17 protein-coding genes are annotated in these 15,936 nt (G+C 63.7%); 10 read left to right on the plus strand and 7 right to left on the minus strand.

What is annotated here, in order from left to right; translation table 11 throughout:
* On the plus strand, positions 1–466 hold a 466-nt coding region (locus AYJ54_RS51915), incomplete at its 5' end, for a DNA-processing protein DprA (protein WP_245328873.1).
* On the opposite strand, the gene AYJ54_RS04020 is transcribed toward AYJ54_RS51915, so the two are convergent.
* Entirely contained in the window at positions 463–873 is a 411-nt protein-coding gene (locus AYJ54_RS04020) for a winged helix-turn-helix transcriptional regulator (RefSeq protein WP_063696698.1), read from the minus strand. The genes AYJ54_RS51915 and AYJ54_RS04020 overlap by 4 nt on opposite strands.
* An 83-nt stretch (positions 874–956) precedes the next feature.
* On the opposite strand from AYJ54_RS04020, the gene AYJ54_RS04025 reads away from it, so the two are divergent.
* Positions 957–1,525 (plus strand): FMN-dependent NADH-azoreductase (locus AYJ54_RS04025; protein ID WP_136623424.1); only part of this gene is annotated, 569 nt, incomplete at its 3' end.
* 108 nt (positions 1,526–1,633) lie between these two features.
* Here AYJ54_RS04025 and AYJ54_RS04030 read toward each other — a convergent pair.
* Complete coding sequence (locus AYJ54_RS04030) at positions 1,634–1,816, minus strand: hypothetical protein (protein ID WP_063696700.1); 183 nt, start codon at positions 1,814–1,816, stop codon at positions 1,634–1,636.
* A 176-nt stretch (positions 1,817–1,992) separates the two neighbouring features.
* The gene (locus AYJ54_RS04035; RefSeq protein ID WP_063696721.1) at positions 1,993–2,766 is read right to left on the minus strand and encodes an SDR family NAD(P)-dependent oxidoreductase; all 774 of its coding nucleotides are present in this window, start codon (positions 2,764–2,766) and stop codon (positions 1,993–1,995) included.
* A gap of 121 nt (positions 2,767–2,887) precedes the next feature.
* Between AYJ54_RS04035 and AYJ54_RS04040 the strand changes: the two genes are divergently transcribed.
* Entirely contained in the window at positions 2,888–3,358 is a 471-nt protein-coding gene (locus AYJ54_RS04040) for a winged helix-turn-helix transcriptional regulator (RefSeq protein WP_063696720.1), read from the plus strand.
* Between the two features lie 315 nt (positions 3,359–3,673).
* On the opposite strand, the gene AYJ54_RS04045 is transcribed toward AYJ54_RS04040, so the two are convergent.
* Positions 3,674–3,913, minus strand: a complete 240-nt coding sequence (locus AYJ54_RS04045) for a hypothetical protein (RefSeq protein ID WP_063696702.1) — start codon at positions 3,911–3,913, stop codon at positions 3,674–3,676.
* A 227-nt stretch (positions 3,914–4,140) separates the two neighbouring features.
* On the opposite strand from AYJ54_RS04045, the gene topA reads away from it, so the two are divergent.
* The 4 genes from topA to AYJ54_RS04065 are packed head-to-tail and all read left to right on the plus strand — an operon-like array spanning position 4,141 to position 10,455.
* Complete coding sequence (gene topA / locus AYJ54_RS04050) at positions 4,141–6,894, plus strand: type I DNA topoisomerase (protein ID WP_063696703.1); 2,754 nt, start codon at positions 4,141–4,143, stop codon at positions 6,892–6,894.
* A 7-nt stretch (positions 6,895–6,901) separates the two neighbouring features.
* Positions 6,902–9,241, plus strand: coding sequence for a ribonuclease R (gene rnr, locus AYJ54_RS04055; RefSeq protein WP_063696705.1), 2,340 nt, complete (start codon positions 6,902–6,904; stop codon positions 9,239–9,241).
* Positions 9,238–9,672 carry a DUF983 domain-containing protein gene (locus tag AYJ54_RS04060; protein WP_063696706.1) on the plus strand — a complete coding sequence of 145 codons (435 nt, stop codon included), beginning with the start codon at positions 9,238–9,240 and terminating at the stop codon, positions 9,670–9,672. Before rnr ends, AYJ54_RS04060 begins: the two co-directional genes overlap by 4 nt.
* Positions 9,673–9,705: 33 nt before the next feature.
* Complete coding sequence (locus AYJ54_RS04065) at positions 9,706–10,455, plus strand: NUDIX hydrolase (protein WP_063696708.1); 750 nt, start codon at positions 9,706–9,708, stop codon at positions 10,453–10,455.
* A 60-nt stretch (positions 10,456–10,515) separates the two neighbouring features.
* Here AYJ54_RS04065 and AYJ54_RS04070 read toward each other — a convergent pair whose 3' ends face one another.
* Positions 10,516–11,070 (minus strand): hypothetical protein, encoded by a 555-nt coding sequence (locus AYJ54_RS04070; protein WP_063696710.1) that lies wholly within the window; start codon positions 11,068–11,070, stop codon positions 10,516–10,518.
* Between the two features lie 238 nt (positions 11,071–11,308).
* Here AYJ54_RS04070 and AYJ54_RS04075 point away from each other — a divergent pair, with 238 nt between their 5' ends.
* The 3 genes from AYJ54_RS04075 (at position 11,309) to AYJ54_RS04085 (ending at position 13,540) form a co-directional block, all read left to right on the plus strand.
* Positions 11,309–12,634 (plus strand): LLM class flavin-dependent oxidoreductase, encoded by a 1,326-nt coding sequence (locus AYJ54_RS04075; protein ID WP_063696723.1) that lies wholly within the window; start codon positions 11,309–11,311, stop codon positions 12,632–12,634.
* 125 nt (positions 12,635–12,759) lie between these two features.
* On the plus strand, positions 12,760–12,927 hold the full coding sequence (rpmG, locus tag AYJ54_RS04080; protein WP_007603295.1) for a 50S ribosomal protein L33: 168 nt from the start codon (positions 12,760–12,762) through the stop codon (positions 12,925–12,927).
* 94 nt (positions 12,928–13,021) lie between these two features.
* Positions 13,022–13,540: a hypothetical protein gene (locus AYJ54_RS04085; RefSeq protein ID WP_245328874.1), complete on the plus strand. Its 519-nt coding sequence runs from the start codon at positions 13,022–13,024 to the stop codon at positions 13,538–13,540.
* A 185-nt stretch (positions 13,541–13,725) separates the two neighbouring features.
* Here the strand turns inward: AYJ54_RS04085 and AYJ54_RS04090 are convergent, their stop codons facing one another.
* Together AYJ54_RS04090 and AYJ54_RS04095 are read right to left on the minus strand one after the other, a co-directional pair.
* Positions 13,726–14,796 (minus strand): MBL fold metallo-hydrolase, encoded by a 1,071-nt coding sequence (locus AYJ54_RS04090; protein ID WP_245328876.1) that lies wholly within the window; start codon positions 14,794–14,796, stop codon positions 13,726–13,728.
* Positions 14,797–15,362: 566 nt separating this feature from the next.
* Positions 15,363–15,936: group II intron maturase-specific domain-containing protein (locus AYJ54_RS04095; RefSeq protein ID WP_283808620.1), on the minus strand; the 574-nt coding region annotated here is incomplete at its 5' end.

A 15,936-nucleotide genomic window follows, 5' to 3' on the forward strand; every position in this document is an offset into this window, starting at 1 on the left:
CCGCAACCGGCTGATCTCCGGTGCTTCGCTCGGCGTTGTCGTGGTGGAGGCCGCGCACCGTTCGGGCTCGCTGATCACCGCGCGCATGGCGGCCGAACAGGGCCGCGAAGTGTTTGCGGTGCCGGGCTCGCCGCTCGACCCGCGCGCTGCCGGCACCAATGATTTGATCAAGCAGGGCGCGACGTTGGTCACGGAAGCTGCCGACGTCATCAACGCGGTGCAGCCGATCATGGAGCGGCCGTTGATGCATCCGGCCGGCGAGCCCGACAGCGAGCCGTTCGAGAGCGATCCGCAGGCACACGACCGCGATCAGATCACCGGCCTGCTCGGCCCCACGCCGATCTCGATCGATGATCTCGTGCGGATGTCCGGTGCCTCGCCAGCCATCGTGCGCACCGTACTCTTGGAGCTCGAGCTTGCCGGAAAGCTCGAGCGTCACGGCGGCGGGCTGGTGTCGTTGATTTAGGGCTCGTTGCGCTCGTCGAAGCGCGTACGCGCTGCCGCAATCTGCTCCTGGTGCTCAATCGCCCATTGCCCGAGCGCCATCACAGGCTGCTGCAGTCCACGACCGAGATCGGTCAATTCATAATCCACGCGCGGCGGAATGGTCGGGAAGATCGTGCGGGTGACGAGGCCGTCGCGCTCCAGCCCGCGCAAGGTCAGGGTCAGCATCCGCTGCGAGATGCCGTTGATCATGCGCTTGAGCTCGTTGAAGCGCTTCGGCCCGTCACCCAGCATCATGATGACGAAAACGCTCCATTTGTCGCCGACGCGCGACAGCACGGAGGCGACCCCGCGGCAGTCCGCATGGTTGGGATCTGGTGCCGGCGAAGCAGGCAAAGGGGTGTGTGTCAGTTTCAAAGATGTGCCCATGGCTCAAAAAAGTGCGTTCTTGCGGGGATTTCGATAGTCACTCATGTAGCGCTGGTTACAAACCTATACCAGGGTGATCCCAAATGAAACTCCTCCATATCGACTCCAGCGTACTCGGCCCCCACTCCGTCAGCCGGCAGGTTTCCGCCGCCATCGTCGACCGGCTGAAGCAGGCAACGCCGTCGCTCGACATCGTCTATCGCGACCTGAGCCAGACCCCGCTGGCCCATCTCTCGGGTTCCCACCTCGCCGCCGCGCAAGGCGCGCCCGCGCCGACTGAACTCGGCCCCGACCTTGCGGCCGGCGCGGCCGCGCTCGACGAGTTCCTTGCTGCCGACATCGTCGTGATCGGCGCGCCCATGTACAATTTCACGATCCCGAGCCAGCTCAAGGCCTGGATCGACCGCATCGTGGTGGCGGGTAAGACGTTCAGCTACGGGGCGAACGGACCGCAGGGTCTCGCTGGCGGCAAGCGCGTGATCCTGGCGATCTCACGCGGCGGCTACTATGGCGCGGGCACGCCGCTCGCCGCGCTCGAGCATCTCGAAACTTACTTGCGCGGCGTGTTCGGCTTCATCGGCATCAATCCCGAGTTCATCATTGCCGACGGCATCCAGGTAGGACCGGAGCATCGCGAAAAGGCGCTGGCGGGNGGGCGCGCTCGAGGCCGCCACCAGCCTGCGCGCGGCCTAGACCAACGCAAGCTCCATCTGCCGCCGTCACCTGGCGGCGGCAGCCGGCGCTGCGGGACCAGGTGAAGCTAAAACCAGAAGCCCTGCATGCCCAGGATGACGGCGATCAGCGAGACGAACAGGCCGATACCGGAGAAGATGGCAACCGCCACCAGTTCGGAGCTGTCGGAACGCTTCGCCGGAATAGCGGATTTTTCGGTGTAAATACGCGGTGCTGAAATCGAAGAAAAAATGCGAGCTGCTTTTGACATAACGGGCTCCCTCAAATGGGTCTTATGACCCCACGCCCGTAGAAATGTCTGTGCAGCTTGCGCGAAGGTTCAACGCATCACGCAAGGTTCAGAAAATACAGCTCTCGAGACACAACAACCGGCCGGCGCAACCATTGCCTGGCGCGACCGGCCGCTTCAATTTTCATCAGAGTTGATCAACCGCGATAGATCGGAGCGCCCGCGGGCGCGCCGGTGGCACCACCGTCGACGAAGATTTCGGCGCTGGTGACATGCGCGGAATCGTCAGACGCGAGGAACAGCACGGTCTTCGCAATGTGATCCGCTTCACCCATTCGTCCGAGCGGAGTCGACTTGCCGATGCGGTTCTCCAGCACCGCAAAAGCCTGTTCCGTTGGCGCTGCACCCTTCCAGATCGGCGTGCGGATCGCGCCCGGCGCGACGACATTGACGCGGATTCCGCGCGGCGACAGCTCCGAGGCGATCACGCGCGCCATTCCGCGCACGCCGGCCTTGCTCGCGGCGTAGGCCGCATAGCCGGGATTGCCGAGCACGGAAATCACCGAACCGTTGAGGATGATGGATGCGCCGTCATTGAGATGCGGCGATGCCGCCTGCACGGTAAAGAAGACCGCGGTGAGATTGGTGCGGATCACCTGCTCGAAGGCCGCAAGCGTGGTGCCGCCGACCGGCGTGTTGCCGGGGATGCCGGCATTGGCGAACACGATGTCGAGCTTGCCGAATTTCTCGACAGCTTGCGCGATCGCCTTCTCGGTAGCAGCGACGTCGTTGATGTCGGCTTCGACCGCGAGCCCGTTCGGGCCGAGCTCCTTCGCGGCAGCCGCCAGCGTCTCCTTGTTGCGCCCGGTGATCGTCACCTTGGCGCCCTCGGCCACGAACAGCTTTGCCGTCGCAAGTCCGATGCCGCTGTTGCCGCCGGTGATGAATGCCGTCTTGTCCTTCAGTCTCACGCTCGCCTCCAGTGGTTGCATAATGAAACTGAATTGCCATCTAGGGCAAATGGTTTTATAATGCAACCACACGAGCGCGTGATCGATGCCAAAACCTGGCGGACGCGACGGGACCGAGACGATGGTGAAACGAACGAGTTTTGCGGGCGACACCTGCCCTATCGCACGGTCGCTGGAGGCGATCGGCGACTGGTGGTCGCTCCTGATCATCCGCGAGGCGCTGTTCGGCCTGCGCCGCTTCGGCGAGTTTCAGAACAAGCTCGGGATGGCAAAGAACATCCTGGCCGTGCGGCTGCGCTCGCTGGTCGATCACGGCATCCTGGCGACCGCCCCCGCCTCCGACGGCAGCGCCTACCAGGAATATGTGCTGACGCCGAAGGGCCGCGGCGTCTTTCCGATCCTGGTCGCGCTCCGGCAATGGAGCGAGGAGTTTGACGACAACCCCGAGGAGATCGCAACCGTCCTGGTCGATCGCGACAAGGGCCGCCCCGTGCGGAAGCTCGAACTGCGCGCGGAGGACGGGCGGGTGCTGAACATGGCCGACACCACGCTGAAGCCGCGGCCGGCGCCACGGCGACGGTCTGCCGGTTGAGACCCAACTGCTACCACACCGTCATTGCGAGCACGGCGGAGCAATCCAGAGTCTTGCCGCGGCGGGATCCTGGATTGCTTCGCTGCGCTCGCAATGACGGGCGTGAAGCAGCGCGCTCAACTCTCTCGCCGTCATCCTGAGGTGCTCGTCCTGCGGCGGAGGACGAGTCTCGAAGGGCGACGGCCCGGCTCCATCCCGTCCGCTCATCCTTCGAGGCTCCCCATGCGCCGCTTGGCGCCGCATGGCTCGTACCGCCAGTGACGAGCGCTTCGCGCTCGCGGAGGATGACGGGTACGGTCTGATACGACCGTTAGCTCACGACAGCTTGCGCTTGGTGCGCAGCCTCAAATGATCGTCGGCTTCGAGCTGCGTCATGCCCAGGAGATAATGCAGCACATCCAGCTTGTGGCGCTCGGCGAGCGTGCGCAATGCCGCCACCTGCTCCGCGATGAAGGCAACCGCCTCATCCGCCCCGCCTTCCCCCGGTTCCTCGCTACGCGAGCGTCCCTGCACGCCTGACGCGGCGCGCGCTCGTTTCCTACCTGGCTTTGTCACCAGACCCCACCCGAATCCATTCCCCGTGGAAACTTTACGCCGACATGGATCGCAACTCCAAGGTGGTATTCTACAACTTTCGGGATATGAAACTTTTCCCATTTGGGCGCCTTTCAACACCCCTCGATTTGACACCGAGGGCCTCACCACCCATGTTCGGGTCGAAACGGCCGATGCGAGTCCTTCCGAATTCGGCCCAAGATTTTCCCGTAAGTTACTGGAACTACATGAATATCGTCATTGTGGAGTCGCCGGCGAAAGCCAAGACGATCAACAAGTATCTGGGCTCCTCCTACGAGGTTCTGGCCTCGTTCGGCCATGTCCGCGACCTCCCCGCCAAGAACGGTTCCGTCGATCCGGACGAGAATTTCAAGATGATCTGGGAGGTCGACCCCAAGGCGGCCGGCCGGCTCAACGACATTGCCAAGTCCCTGAAGGGCGCCGAGCGCCTGATTCTGGCCACCGACCCCGATCGTGAGGGCGAGGCCATCTCCTGGCACGTGCTGGAGGTGTTGAAAGAAAAGCGTGCGCTGAAGGACCAGAAGATCGAGCGCGTGGTGTTCAACGCCATCACCAAGCAGGCGATCTCGGAAGCCATGAAGCATCCACGCCAGATCGACGGGGCGCTGGTCGACGCCTACATGGCGCGCCGCGCGCTGGACTATCTGGTCGGCTTCACCCTCTCCCCCGTGCTCTGGCGGAAGCTGCCGGGCGCCCGTTCCGCCGGCCGCGTCCAGTCGGTGGCGCTTCGCCTCGTCTGCGACCGCGAGCTCGAGATCGAGAAATTCGTAGCCCGCGAGTACTGGTCGCTGATCGCGACCCTGCTCACGCCGCGCGGCGAAGCCTTCGAGGCGCGCCTGGTCGGCGCCGATGGCAAGAAGATCCAGCGGCTCGACATCGGCACCGGCGCGGAAGCGGAAGACTTCAAGAAGGCGCTGGAACTGGCCACCTACGCGGTCACCGCGGTCGACGCCAAGCCGGCCCGGCGCAATCCGCAGGCCCCGTTCACCACTTCCACCCTCCAGCAGGAAGCCAGCCGCAAATATGGCTTTGCGCCCGCGCACACGATGCGGATCGCCCAGCGGCTCTATGAGGGCATCGACATCGGCGGCGAGACCACCGGACTCATTACTTATATGCGTACCGACGGCGTACAGATCGCAGGCGAAGCGATCACCCAGGCGCGCAAGGTGATCGGCGAGGATTACGGCAACGCCTACGTGCCGGATGCCCCCCGCCAGTACCAGACCAAGGCCAAGAACGCGCAGGAGGCGCACGAGGCGATCCGCCCGACCGACCTCTCCCGCCGCCCGGCCGCTATGGCCCGCAAGCTCGATGCCGATCAGGCCAGGCTCTACGAGCTGATCTGGAAGCGCACCATCGCGAGCCAGATGGAAGCGGCTGAGCTCGAGCGCACCACCGTCGACATCACGGCGAAAGCCGGCGGTCGCACGCTGGAGCTGCGCGCCACTGGCCAGGTCATCAAGTTCGACGGCTTCCTCGCGCTCTATCAGGAAGGCCGCGACGACGAGGAGGATGAAGACTCCCGCCGCCTGCCCGGCATGAGCGCGGGCGAAGCGTTGAAGCGGCAGTCGCTCGCCGTCACCCAGCATTTCACCGAGCCGCCGCCGCGCTTCTCCGAAGCCTCGCTGGTCAAGCGCATGGAAGAGCTCGGCATCGGCCGGCCCTCGACCTACGCCTCGATCCTCCAGGTCCTGAAGGACCGCGGCTACGTCAAGCTCGAAAAGAAGCGTTTGCACGGCGAGGACAAGGGCCGCGTCGTGATCGCGTTCCTTGAAAGCTTCTTCAGCCGCTACGTCGAATACGACTTCACCGCCGATCTCGAGGAGCAGCTCGACCGCATCTCCAATAACGAGATCTCCTGGCAGCAGGTGCTGAAGGACTTTTGGCGCGACTTCATCGGCGCCGTCGACGACATCAAGGACCTGCGCGTCGCGCAGGTGCTCGACGTACTCGACGAGATGCTGGGGCCGCACATCTACCCGCCCCGCGCCGATGGCGGCGACATCAGGCAGTGCCCGAGCTGCGGCACCGGCCGGCTGAATCTCAAGGCCGGCAAGTTCGGCGCCTTCGTCGGCTGCTCGAACTATCCGGAATGCCGCTACACCCGTCAGCTCGCCGCCGACAGCGAGGCGAGCGCGGACCGTTCGCTCGGCCAGGATCCCGACACCGGCTTCGATGTCTGGGTCAAGGCCGGCCGTTTCGGGCCCTATATCCAGCTCGGCGAGCAGAAGGACTATGCGGAAGGCGAGAAGCCGAAACGCGCAGGCATCCCGAAGGGCACTTCGCCCGGCGACGTCGACCTCGAGCTCGCGCTCAAGCTGTTGTCACTGCCGCGCGAGATCGGCAGGCACCCGGAAACCGGTCAGCCGATCACCGCAGGTCTCGGCCGCTTTGGGCCGTTCGTGAAGCACGAGAAGACCTACGCCAGCCTTGAAGCCGGCGACGAGGTCTTCGACATCGGTCTCAACCGCGCCGTCACGCTCATTGCCGAGAAGGCCGCGAAGGGCCCGAGCCGGCGCTTCGGCGCTGATCCCGGCAAGGCCATCGGCGATCACCCGACGCTCGGCACCATCACGGTGAAGAGCGGCCGTTACGGCCCCTACGTCACTGCCGGCGGCGTCAATGCGACGATCCCAAGCGAGATCGAGAAGGACGCGATCACGCTGCCGCAGGCGATCGCGCTGATCGACGAGCGCGCCGCCAAGGGCGGCGGCAAGACCAAGGCGAAGAAGGCGAAAGCGACCAAGGCGACCAAGACCGCCGATGGCGATGGAGCCGCGCCCGAGTCCACCAAGAAACCCGCCGCCAAGAAGCCGGCCGCGAAGAAAGCCGCGGCCAAAACCAAATCCGAATCCACCAGCAAGGCGCGCGCAGCCGTGTCGTCGACCGCCAAGACGTCGGCGACCAAGGCATCTGCCGCTGCCAAGGCTCCGGCCAAGAGTGCCGGCAAGAATTAGAGGTTAAGTGAAACGCAAGAATGACCATGGCTTTCCCGACCGGAATGCCATCGTCGCCTTCATCAAGGCAAATCAGGGAAAGGTCGGAACCCGCGAGATCGCGCGCGAGTTCGGCCTGAAGAACGCCGATCGCGTCGAGCTCAAGCGCATGCTGCGCGAGCTCGCCGACGACGGCGTCATCAAGAAAAAGCGTCGCAAGATTTCAGAGCCGGAGAGCCTGCCGCCGACGCTGCTGGCCGATATCACCGGCCGCGACTCGGATGGCGAGTTGATCGCCTCCCCCGCCGAATGGGACGAAGTCGAAAGCGGCGAACCGCCAAAGATCCTCATCGAGATGCCGCGCCGGCCCAAGCCGGGCACTGCGGCGGGCGTCGGCGACCGCGCGCTGCTCCGCGTCGAGCGCTCGGATGAGACCGAAGGCCCGGCCTATCGCGGCCGCATCATCAAGGTCATCGACAAGGCCAAGAGCCGGATCCTCGGCGTCTTCCGCAGCCTTCCCGAAGGCGGCGGACGGCTGATCCCGGTCGACAAGAAGTTCGCCGACCGCGAACTGAACATTGCGAAGACCGAGACGTTCGGCGCTCAGGACGGCGATCTCGTCAGTGTCGACATCGTCCGCTCGCGCGGCTTCGGCCTCGCCTCAGGCCGGGTCAAGGAGAAGCTCGGCTCGGTCAAGTCGGAGAAGGCGATCAGCCTGATCGCGATCTACGCCCACGACATCCCGCTGCAATTCTCGCCTGCCGCCGAGCGCGAGGCAGAGGCAGCGGAGCCGGCCAACCTCAGGGGGCGCGAAGATTGGCGCGACGTCCCGCTCGTCACCATCGATCCGCCCGACGCCAAGGATCACGACGATGCGGTGCATGCGCAGCTCGATGACGATCCCAACAACAAGGGCGGCTTCATCGTCAACGTCGCGATCGCCGATGTGAGCTTCTACGTCCGGCCGGGTACCGCGCTCGATCGCGACGCGCTCGACCGCGGCAACTCCGTCTATTTCCCGGACCGCGTCGTGCCGATGCTGCCCGAGCGCATCTCCAACAATCTCTGCTCGCTGGTACCGGGCGAGCCGCGCGGCGCGCTCGCGGTGCGGATGGTGATCGGCCCGGATGGCCGCAAGCGCTCGCACACGTTCCATCGCATCCTGATGCGCTCGGCAGCGAAGCTGCACTATGCACAGGCGCAGGCCGCGATCGACGGCCGACCGGACGACACCACCGGCCCCCTGCTCGATCCGATCCTCAAACCCCTCTATGCCGCCTATGCCTGCGTCAAGCGCGCCCGCGACGAGCGCGATCCGCTCAATCTCGATCTGCCCGAGCGCAAGATCCTGCTGAAGAACGACGGCACGGTCGATCGCGTCATCGTGCCGGAGCGGCTGGACGCGCACAAGCTGATCGAAGAGTTCATGATCCTCGCCAACGTCGCGGCGGCGGAGATGCTGGAAAAGAGGTCGCTGCCGCTGATCTACCGCGTGCATGACGAGCCGACGCTGGAAAAAGTCCACGCGCTCCAGGAATTCCTGCAAACACTCGACGTGCCCTTCGCGAAAGCCGGCGCGTTGCGCCCGACGATGTTCAACCGCGTGCTGGCTCAGCTCGAAGGCCACGACTATTACCCGCTGGTGAGCGAGGTGGTGCTGCGCGCGCAGGCACAGGCTGAGTACTCGGCGGAGAATTACGGCCATTTCGGCCTGAACCTGCGCCGCTACGCGCATTTCACCTCGCCGATCCGCCGCTATGCCGATCTCATCGTGCATCGCGCCCTGGTCCGCGCCCTGGGCCTCGGCGAAGGCGCGCTGCCCGACAGCGAGACGCCGGAAACGCTTGGCGAGGTTGCCGCGCATATTTCGCTGACCGAGCGACGCGCGATGAAGGCCGAGCGCGAGACTGTCGACCGTTTGATCGCCCATCACCTCGCCGACCGCATCGGCGCCACCTTCCAGGGCCGCGTCTCCGGCGTCACGCGCGCCGGTTTGTTCGTCAAGCTGGATGAAACCGGCGCCGACGGTCTGATCCCGATCCGATCCCTTGGCACGGAATATTTCAACTATGACGAGAGCCGCCACGCTCTGGTCGGCTCGCGCAGCGGTGCCATGCACCAGTTGGGTGACGTCGTCGACGTTCGTCTGGTAGAAGCGGCCCCAGTTGCCGGTGCGCTGCGCTTCGAGCTGCTGTCGGCCGGCGAAAGCGCGCCGCGCAGCCGCAGGGATTTTCGCACCCAGCGCAAGTCGTTCAAGGCGCATCCCGGACGCAGCGAGAAGGAAAAGAAGCGCAGGCCGGAGAAGCAGAAGAAGTCCGGCAAGGGGAAGAAGGGCAAAGGCGCAAAGGGCAAGGCATGGACGCGATGATGAGCACCGCCCCGAAAATCTGGACGCGTGAGACCGGCCTCGTCGAGAAGCGCGACGTCTGGAGTGCAATGAGGCGCGGCTTCCGCGGCCGTTGCCCGCGCTGCGGTGAAGGCAAGCTGTTCCGCGCCTTTCTCAAGACCGCCGACAATTGCGCGGTGTGCGGCCTCGACTTCACGCCGCATCGCGCCGACGACCTCCCCGCCTATCTCGTGATCGTCATCGTCGGTCACATCGTGGTGCCGACCATTCTTTGGATCGAGACCAACTATTCGACGCCGGTCTGGCTGACCTTCGCGGCCTATCTGCCCTTCACGTTCTTGGCGTCGCTTGGACTGTTGCAGCCGGTGAAGGGCGCCGTGGTCGGCCTGCAATGGGCTCTGCGCATGCACGGCTTTGACGACAACCCACCGGATGGTATTCCGCCGGTGTAATCAAAATAAACAAAGACAGTTTTGGGTGAGGAAATGACGGATACAGCGCAGGCGGAGAGAGAGAAGGTTCACGACGAGAAGGAGCCCGATCACCATCCCTATTTCCGGCCCAGGGATGCCGCGACGCTGATCCTGGTCGATCGCAGCGGTGCCATCCCGAAAGTTTTGGTCGGCAAGCGCCACGACAACGTCGTATTCATGCCCGGCAAGTTCGTCTTCCCCGGCGGCCGCGTCGACAAGGATGACTATCGTGTGCCGTGTGCCGCGCCGATCACCGCCGAGCTGGAAGCCAATCTCGCCAAAGGCAGCCCGAAGACGCCTGCCTCGCGCGCGAAGTCGCTGGCCATCGCCGCGATCCGCGAAGCCTGCGAGGAGACAGGCCTCTGCCTCGGCTGCAAGGCCGAGGGCAAGGTGCCCAAGCTCGAGGGTCCGTGGAAGCCGTTCGCGGACGCTGGCCTTTTGCCTGATCCCTCCGGCCTGTTCCTGATCGCGCGCGCCATCACCCCGCCAGGCCGCGTCAAGCGCTTCGATACCCGCTTCTTCACCGCGGATGCCTCCACGATTGCCCACCGCGTCGAGGGCGTGGTGCATCCGGATGCCGAGCTCGTCGAACTCGTCTGGGTCGAGCTCGGCTCAAAGCCGCTCGCCGACCTGCACCCGATGACGCGCAACGTGCTCAACGAGCTCGACACGCGCCTCGCCACCGGCCCGCTGCGCCACGATGCGCCCGTGCCGTTCTTCCATTTCTACGGCGGCAAGATGCAGAAGGATATTTTGAGCTAGAGCGTTTTCAAGCGAAGTGGATACCGGTTCGCGTCAAGAAAACGCGTCAAAACAGGAATCTCAGCCCTCGCTGTCTTCACCCGCGTCGGGCTCGGTGCCGACATAGTCGCGCGCCGGAAGTTTGAGGAGGCGACCGAGTTCGTTTGCGAGCCTGTTCGCCTCTTCGCGCTTGGTGAAGCTCGACAGCGTGATCGGCGCGGTCCCCTTGTCGCCGCAGAGGTTGACGTCATACGTCGTCAGCTGCGGATCGTAATCGTCGGTGATGCTGATGAAGTGATAGTCGGCGAGATCGCGCTGGCTGCGAATATTCAGCGGGCCGAACTGCCTGGTGATGACGATCTGGCGCAGCGACTCGTTGAGAACGACGAAGTAGCGAAACGTGAGCAGGATCAGCCCGGGTATGCCGACGAGGAGCCCCAGGCCCGTGAACACGAGCACAGGCACCAGATCATCGGCCAATCGGCCGAAACCGGAAAAGTCCTGTCGCAGACCGAGGGCGACATTCCAGAGCAGATAGGCGCTTGCCGCCAGCAGCGGCAGCGACAGCAGCCGGCCGATCCAGGGCATGGGCCGGTCGATCCGAATAGTGCCGTCCACCGTCATTGCGCCTGCCATTCCAAGCCTCCTCACGGGCCGAAGTCGTGGCTTGGTCGGATCGACCGGCCGATTGGTTCGAAGCATAGGAGGGCTCTCTCCGCGTCATTCCGGGGCGCGCCACCTGGCGCGCGCCGCGGAATGACAATCGCACTGAAGCAGGGCCAAAAAACGAAAAATTGTTCCGCACTGCCCCAGTGGCGCCGACGGCGGCCACACCTATGTCATGTCGACCGACACCCAGAACGGACACGGGGCGATGGCACAACGGCAACTCAAGCTTGGCGCGTTCATGCGCCCGATCAGCATCCACACCGGCGCCTGGCGCTATCCGGGGGCTTGGCCGGACGCCAACTTCAATTTCGGTCACATCAAGCAGCTGATCAGGAAGCTCGAGGCCGGCAAGTTCGACGCCTTCTTCATGGCCGATCACCTCGCCGTGCTGAACATGCCGATCAACGCGCTGAAGCGCAGCCACACCGTGACCTCGTTCGAGCCGTTCACGCTGCTGTCGGCGCTGTCGGCCGTCACCGAGCGGATCGGCCTGATCGCGACGGGATCGACCACGTTCGATGAGCCCTATCACGTGGCGCGCCGCTTTGCCTCGCTCGACCATCTCAGCGGCGGCCGCGCCGGCTGGAACATCGTCACTACCTCGAATCCGGACGCGGCGCTGAATTTCGGCCTCGACGACCACATGGAGCATGCCGAGCGCTACAAGCGCGCGCGCGAATTCTACGATGTCGTCACGGGCCTGTGGGACTCCTTCGCCGACGACGCCTTCGTGCGCGATGTCGAGCAAGGCCTGTTCTTCGAGCCGTCGAAGATGCACGTGCTCGACCACAAGGGCAAATATCTCAAGGTGCGCGGTCCCCTCAACATCGCCCGCCCGGTGCAGGGTTGGCCGGTGATCGTGCAGGCCGGCGCCTCGGAAGACGGCAAGCAGCTCGCGGCCGAGACCGCGGAAGCCGTGTTCACCGGCGGCGGCAGTCTCGCCGACGCGCAAAAACTTTATGCCGACATCAAGGGCCGCATGGAGAAGATTGGCCGCGATCCCGAGCACCTGAAGATCCTGCCCGGTGCCTTCGTCGTGGTCGGCGACAGCGTCGACGAGGCGAAGGAGAAGCGCGCGCTGCTCGACGGCCGCGTGCATTACGACAGCGCCATCGCTTCGCTCTCCGTGATCCTCGGCACGGACGCTTCGGGCTTCGATCCGGACGGCCCGCTGCCGCCGATTCCCGAGACCAACGCCAGCAAGAGCGGCCGGCAGCGGCTGGTCGATGTCGCCGCCCGTGACAAGCTGACCGTGCGCCAGCTCGCCCAGCGCGTCGGCGGCTATGGCGGGCTCTCCTTCGTCGGCACCGCCAAGACCATCGCCGACCAGATGGAGGAATGGCTGGTCGGCCGCGGCTCTGACGGATTCAACATCATGTTCCCGTTCCTGCCCGCGGGCCTCGACGATTTCGTCGACAAGGTGGTGCCGGAGCTCCAGCGGCGCGGGATTTTCCGCAAAGAGTACGAAGGGGCCACTTTGAGGGAGAATCTGGGCCTGCCGCGGCCGAAAAACCGGTTCTTCGAGGCCTGATCGGGCCGAATCGAGCGGTTTTCTGGCCCTGAAACCTTGACTTCCGGCGGTTTGTGGCTAGGTTGCCGGCCAACGCGGGCCGTTTGGCCGGCTCCTCAATCCCCTATTCTCTAGAGGTCCTGAACATGGCCAAAGCGGTCACCATCAAGGTCAAGCTCGTGTCCTCGGCTGACACCGGCTTCTACTACGTCGCCAAGAAGAATTCGCGCACCATGACCGACAAGCTGGTCAAGAAGAAGTACGACCCGGTTGCGCGCAAGCACGTCGAATTCCGCGAAGCCAAGATCAAGTAAGATCGCGGAACGCTGAAGGACTTTGGCGGGGCCCTTGCGGCCCCGTTTTTATTTGCGGCCGATGGTCGTAGCTTTCACGTCCATGATCGCACCCATGGACGAGGGAAATGTCGGTGGCTACTCGGTCGCCTATAGCCGCGACGACACCTATTTTCCCGTCTACATCACGGCAGCCCTCGCAGCGATCTTCTGCGCCGCTGCGTTCGTCACCGGCGCACTTTATTGGCTTGCGCTCGCAGCGCTTGCGGCCGGATTCACCTACTACAACATTCCGCTGCTTGAGACCGGACGGCCCACCCTCGGTGCCAACCAATACGGAATCTTCATCCAGGCCTTCGGCCTGATCCGGTGGCGCGCCATCGAGCGCATCGACCTCATCGAGATCGCCGAACGCGCCATGACGGTGCATGAACTCCAGATCGTGCTGAACGCTCCGCTGACGAGCGCGCTGGTCGTCGACTGGCGCAAGCAGCCATCCTGGCGCTGGCTGATGCGCCTGCCCTGGCGGATGAGCCACACCAACATGGTGCGGATCAATGTCGAGCCGTTCGATCAGCCGCCCGACACGATCCATCGCACGTTCCTGAGGATGTGGCGCTACTACCGCAGCTAGGGCGCGCACTCATGGGTCATGTCCGCTTCGCTCCAATTATGACCGCTTTTGTGCAGGAGCAGCAAAATGTCGCAACGGGCCAAAACCGGACGCTGCCAGCAAAAACCCCTCCGTCGCGAGAGTACGGACCATCAAGTCGTCAGAGTTGGGCCACGAACGAATATCGCGCAACCGAAAGGTTCCGCTCAAGCTTCGAAAACCAGACGAGTGCCCGTGTACGAGCGTAAGAGCTTCGCCGGGATCGTAGCCCGCGCGATTTCGTAAAAGGGCTCGCCCGTACAATGCAGTGGAACGACATAAGTCGGATCGATTTCCTGGAGTGCCTTGACTGTATCTCGAACGTATTCCTCCTGATAAGGCGCTAGATGAAAGCCCCCGATCACCGCATGAATTTTTTCGACACCGGAGGCGGCTTGAGCCTGCCTGATCGCGTTGACCACGCCGCGGTGGCTGCATGAGGTCAAGACAATAAGCCCGCGTCCTTTTAGATTGAACGCCGTCGCGATCTCGTGCTGGAATTGATCCGGTACGACAGGTGCACTGCGTTCCGCCTCGCTGAGGCGCTCCGGGTGACAGCCGACGCCTCGGTCGAAACCGATGGTCATTGCGCTCGGTGACAGCACCTTCTCGAAGCTCTTCGGGCTGATCTGCCCGGTGGTCAGGGCGTGATCGGCAACCAGGGTAGGTCTTTCCGCGTAGGCGACGGCGACGTCGACCTCCTCGAGTGCTTTGCGATCGATAACGCCGAAGCTGCCGCGGACCGGCGGGCCGGTCCACTCGCGCGCGCAGAAGCACCCTTCGCCGCCGACAAACAACGGCAATTTAGGCTTTAGCTTGCCGTTATGGGCCTGCAAGAAGCCAACGAGACCGCCAAAGTGATCCAGGTGCCCGTGGCTGAGCACGAGTGCGTCGATGGCCGCGGGATCAATGCCAAGCAGATTCGTATTGTTGAGAAGCGCTTCCGGCGTGAAGCCAAAATCAATCAGGATATTGCGCGTCTCATTGCCGCGCCGCGACTCGACCTGCATCGCGAGGCCGAATTCGCTGATCAGCGTTCTGCGCGGCGGCTTGTCGCCGAGACCCCAGCCAAAGTTCTGGACATCAAGGCCGGGCAGCTTCCTGCTCGGAGCGACCGCGAACTGATAGCTATCAATCACGATCCGAACTGCGACGCGGTCGAGCTCAGGTACCGATCCGGTGACGGCCTCCGCGGCCCTGACCGGTTTGGAGCCGGCAAGAAGCGTCGCAAGTATCATGTTCAAGACACTAGCGCCTCCGCCGCAGACAAATTCCCGACGCCCAATCTCATCACAGAAAAACTGCCGCCGGGGACGGCTTACTTGGGATGGCGAGATTGAAGTTGAAATATGCACTACGGACATTTGCTACCTCCCGTGTCTGCCAATGACGTGGGCTATGACCAGAAGGCGCGGAACCGCACGGACGAGTGCCGATTGATTGTAGTTTCTCGTTTGACTTTAGCACCTCCGAGCGCGGACCCGCGCGGTATGGATGGTGGAAAATCAGCGGTAGGATGGTTTCCTGAAATTGCGGTGCCCCCCTTTCGGCAATGTCGCTGCCCATTCGCCCGAACGGATTTTCGGCGCGGCCCACCTCCAGCGCAGGCGCTAACAATCTACCCGACCTTGCAGCTGCGAGAGAGAGCACTTGTTGACGCAGGGCAATCGAACGGCAAAGTCGGTTTCGGTAGAGTCGAGGATGGGCGCGGTAGCTTGGGGGCCCCTTGGCCATCGCCCCGTTTCCCATCCCCGCTCATCAAACCGGACGTGCCGATTTCCGGCATCCGGCTTTCCGGCTGGCTTCACCGCGAGGCACGCGACGTGGCCGCTCGGGGCAAGCGTTGGAGGCACAGAACGCCGAGTTCTCGATGGATGACATCGAATATGAATCGGCGATTGCCGCGCCCTTGCACCTTGTGCCTTCGCGCGAGGAACCTGCGCACACGTTCAAAGACGTATTGGTCGACGCTACGGTATGCCTTGCTCCGCGAGCCGTAGCCAAAGTAGTTGGACCAGCCTCGCAGTGACCTGTTCAGCTTGTCACGTACTTCCGGCCATGGATCGATATTGCTTGGCACCAGAAGCTCGCCGACCCTTGTCTTGAGCCGCTGTACACTCTTCTTGGACGGGCTCGCGCCCAGATACCATTTCCCGTTCGCCTCAAACCAATGCACGCCGAACGAGTAGCCGAGGAAGTCGAAGCGTTCCTGTCGGGCATTTCTCAGCGAAGTTTTAGCCTCGTTGAGTGTCAGCCCAAGCTTGGTCATCACCGCCTTCGTCCACGCTAATGCCTCCACTGCGCGACCGCGGCTGAGGATAACGAAGTCGTCGGCATAGGAGATGACGTGAGCCTGGAACGCGTCGCCGCAGCCAGTC

Origin of the sequence: Bradyrhizobium centrolobii (assembly GCF_001641635.1) — a bacterium.
GTDB classification, from domain to species: Bacteria; Pseudomonadota; Alphaproteobacteria; order Rhizobiales; family Xanthobacteraceae; genus Bradyrhizobium; species Bradyrhizobium centrolobii.

Coding starts and splice junctions, on each gene's coding strand:
- AYJ54_RS04020 (WP_063696698.1), bottom strand. CDS start 873: ATGGGCACATCTTTGAAACTGACACACACCCCTTTGCCTGCTTCGCCG.
- AYJ54_RS04030 (WP_063696700.1), bottom strand. CDS start 1,816: ATGTCAAAAGCAGCTCGCATTTTTTCTTCGATTTCAGCACCGCGTATT.
- AYJ54_RS04040 (WP_063696720.1), top strand. CDS start 2,888: ATGGTGAAACGAACGAGTTTTGCGGGCGACACCTGCCCTATCGCACGG.
- topA (WP_063696703.1), top strand. CDS start 4,141: ATGAATATCGTCATTGTGGAGTCGCCGGCGAAAGCCAAGACGATCAAC.
- AYJ54_RS04060 (WP_063696706.1), top strand. CDS start 9,238: ATGATGAGCACCGCCCCGAAAATCTGGACGCGTGAGACCGGCCTCGTC.
- AYJ54_RS04065 (WP_063696708.1), top strand. CDS start 9,706: ATGACGGATACAGCGCAGGCGGAGAGAGAGAAGGTTCACGACGAGAAG.
- AYJ54_RS04070 (WP_063696710.1), bottom strand. CDS start 11,070: ATGGCAGGCGCAATGACGGTGGACGGCACTATTCGGATCGACCGGCCC.
- AYJ54_RS04075 (WP_063696723.1), top strand. CDS start 11,309: ATGGCACAACGGCAACTCAAGCTTGGCGCGTTCATGCGCCCGATCAGC.
- rpmG (WP_007603295.1), top strand. CDS start 12,760: ATGGCCAAAGCGGTCACCATCAAGGTCAAGCTCGTGTCCTCGGCTGAC.
- AYJ54_RS04085 (WP_245328874.1), top strand. CDS start 13,022: ATGGACGAGGGAAATGTCGGTGGCTACTCGGTCGCCTATAGCCGCGAC.
- AYJ54_RS04090 (WP_245328876.1), bottom strand. CDS start 14,796: ATGATACTTGCGACGCTTCTTGCCGGCTCCAAACCGGTCAGGGCCGCG.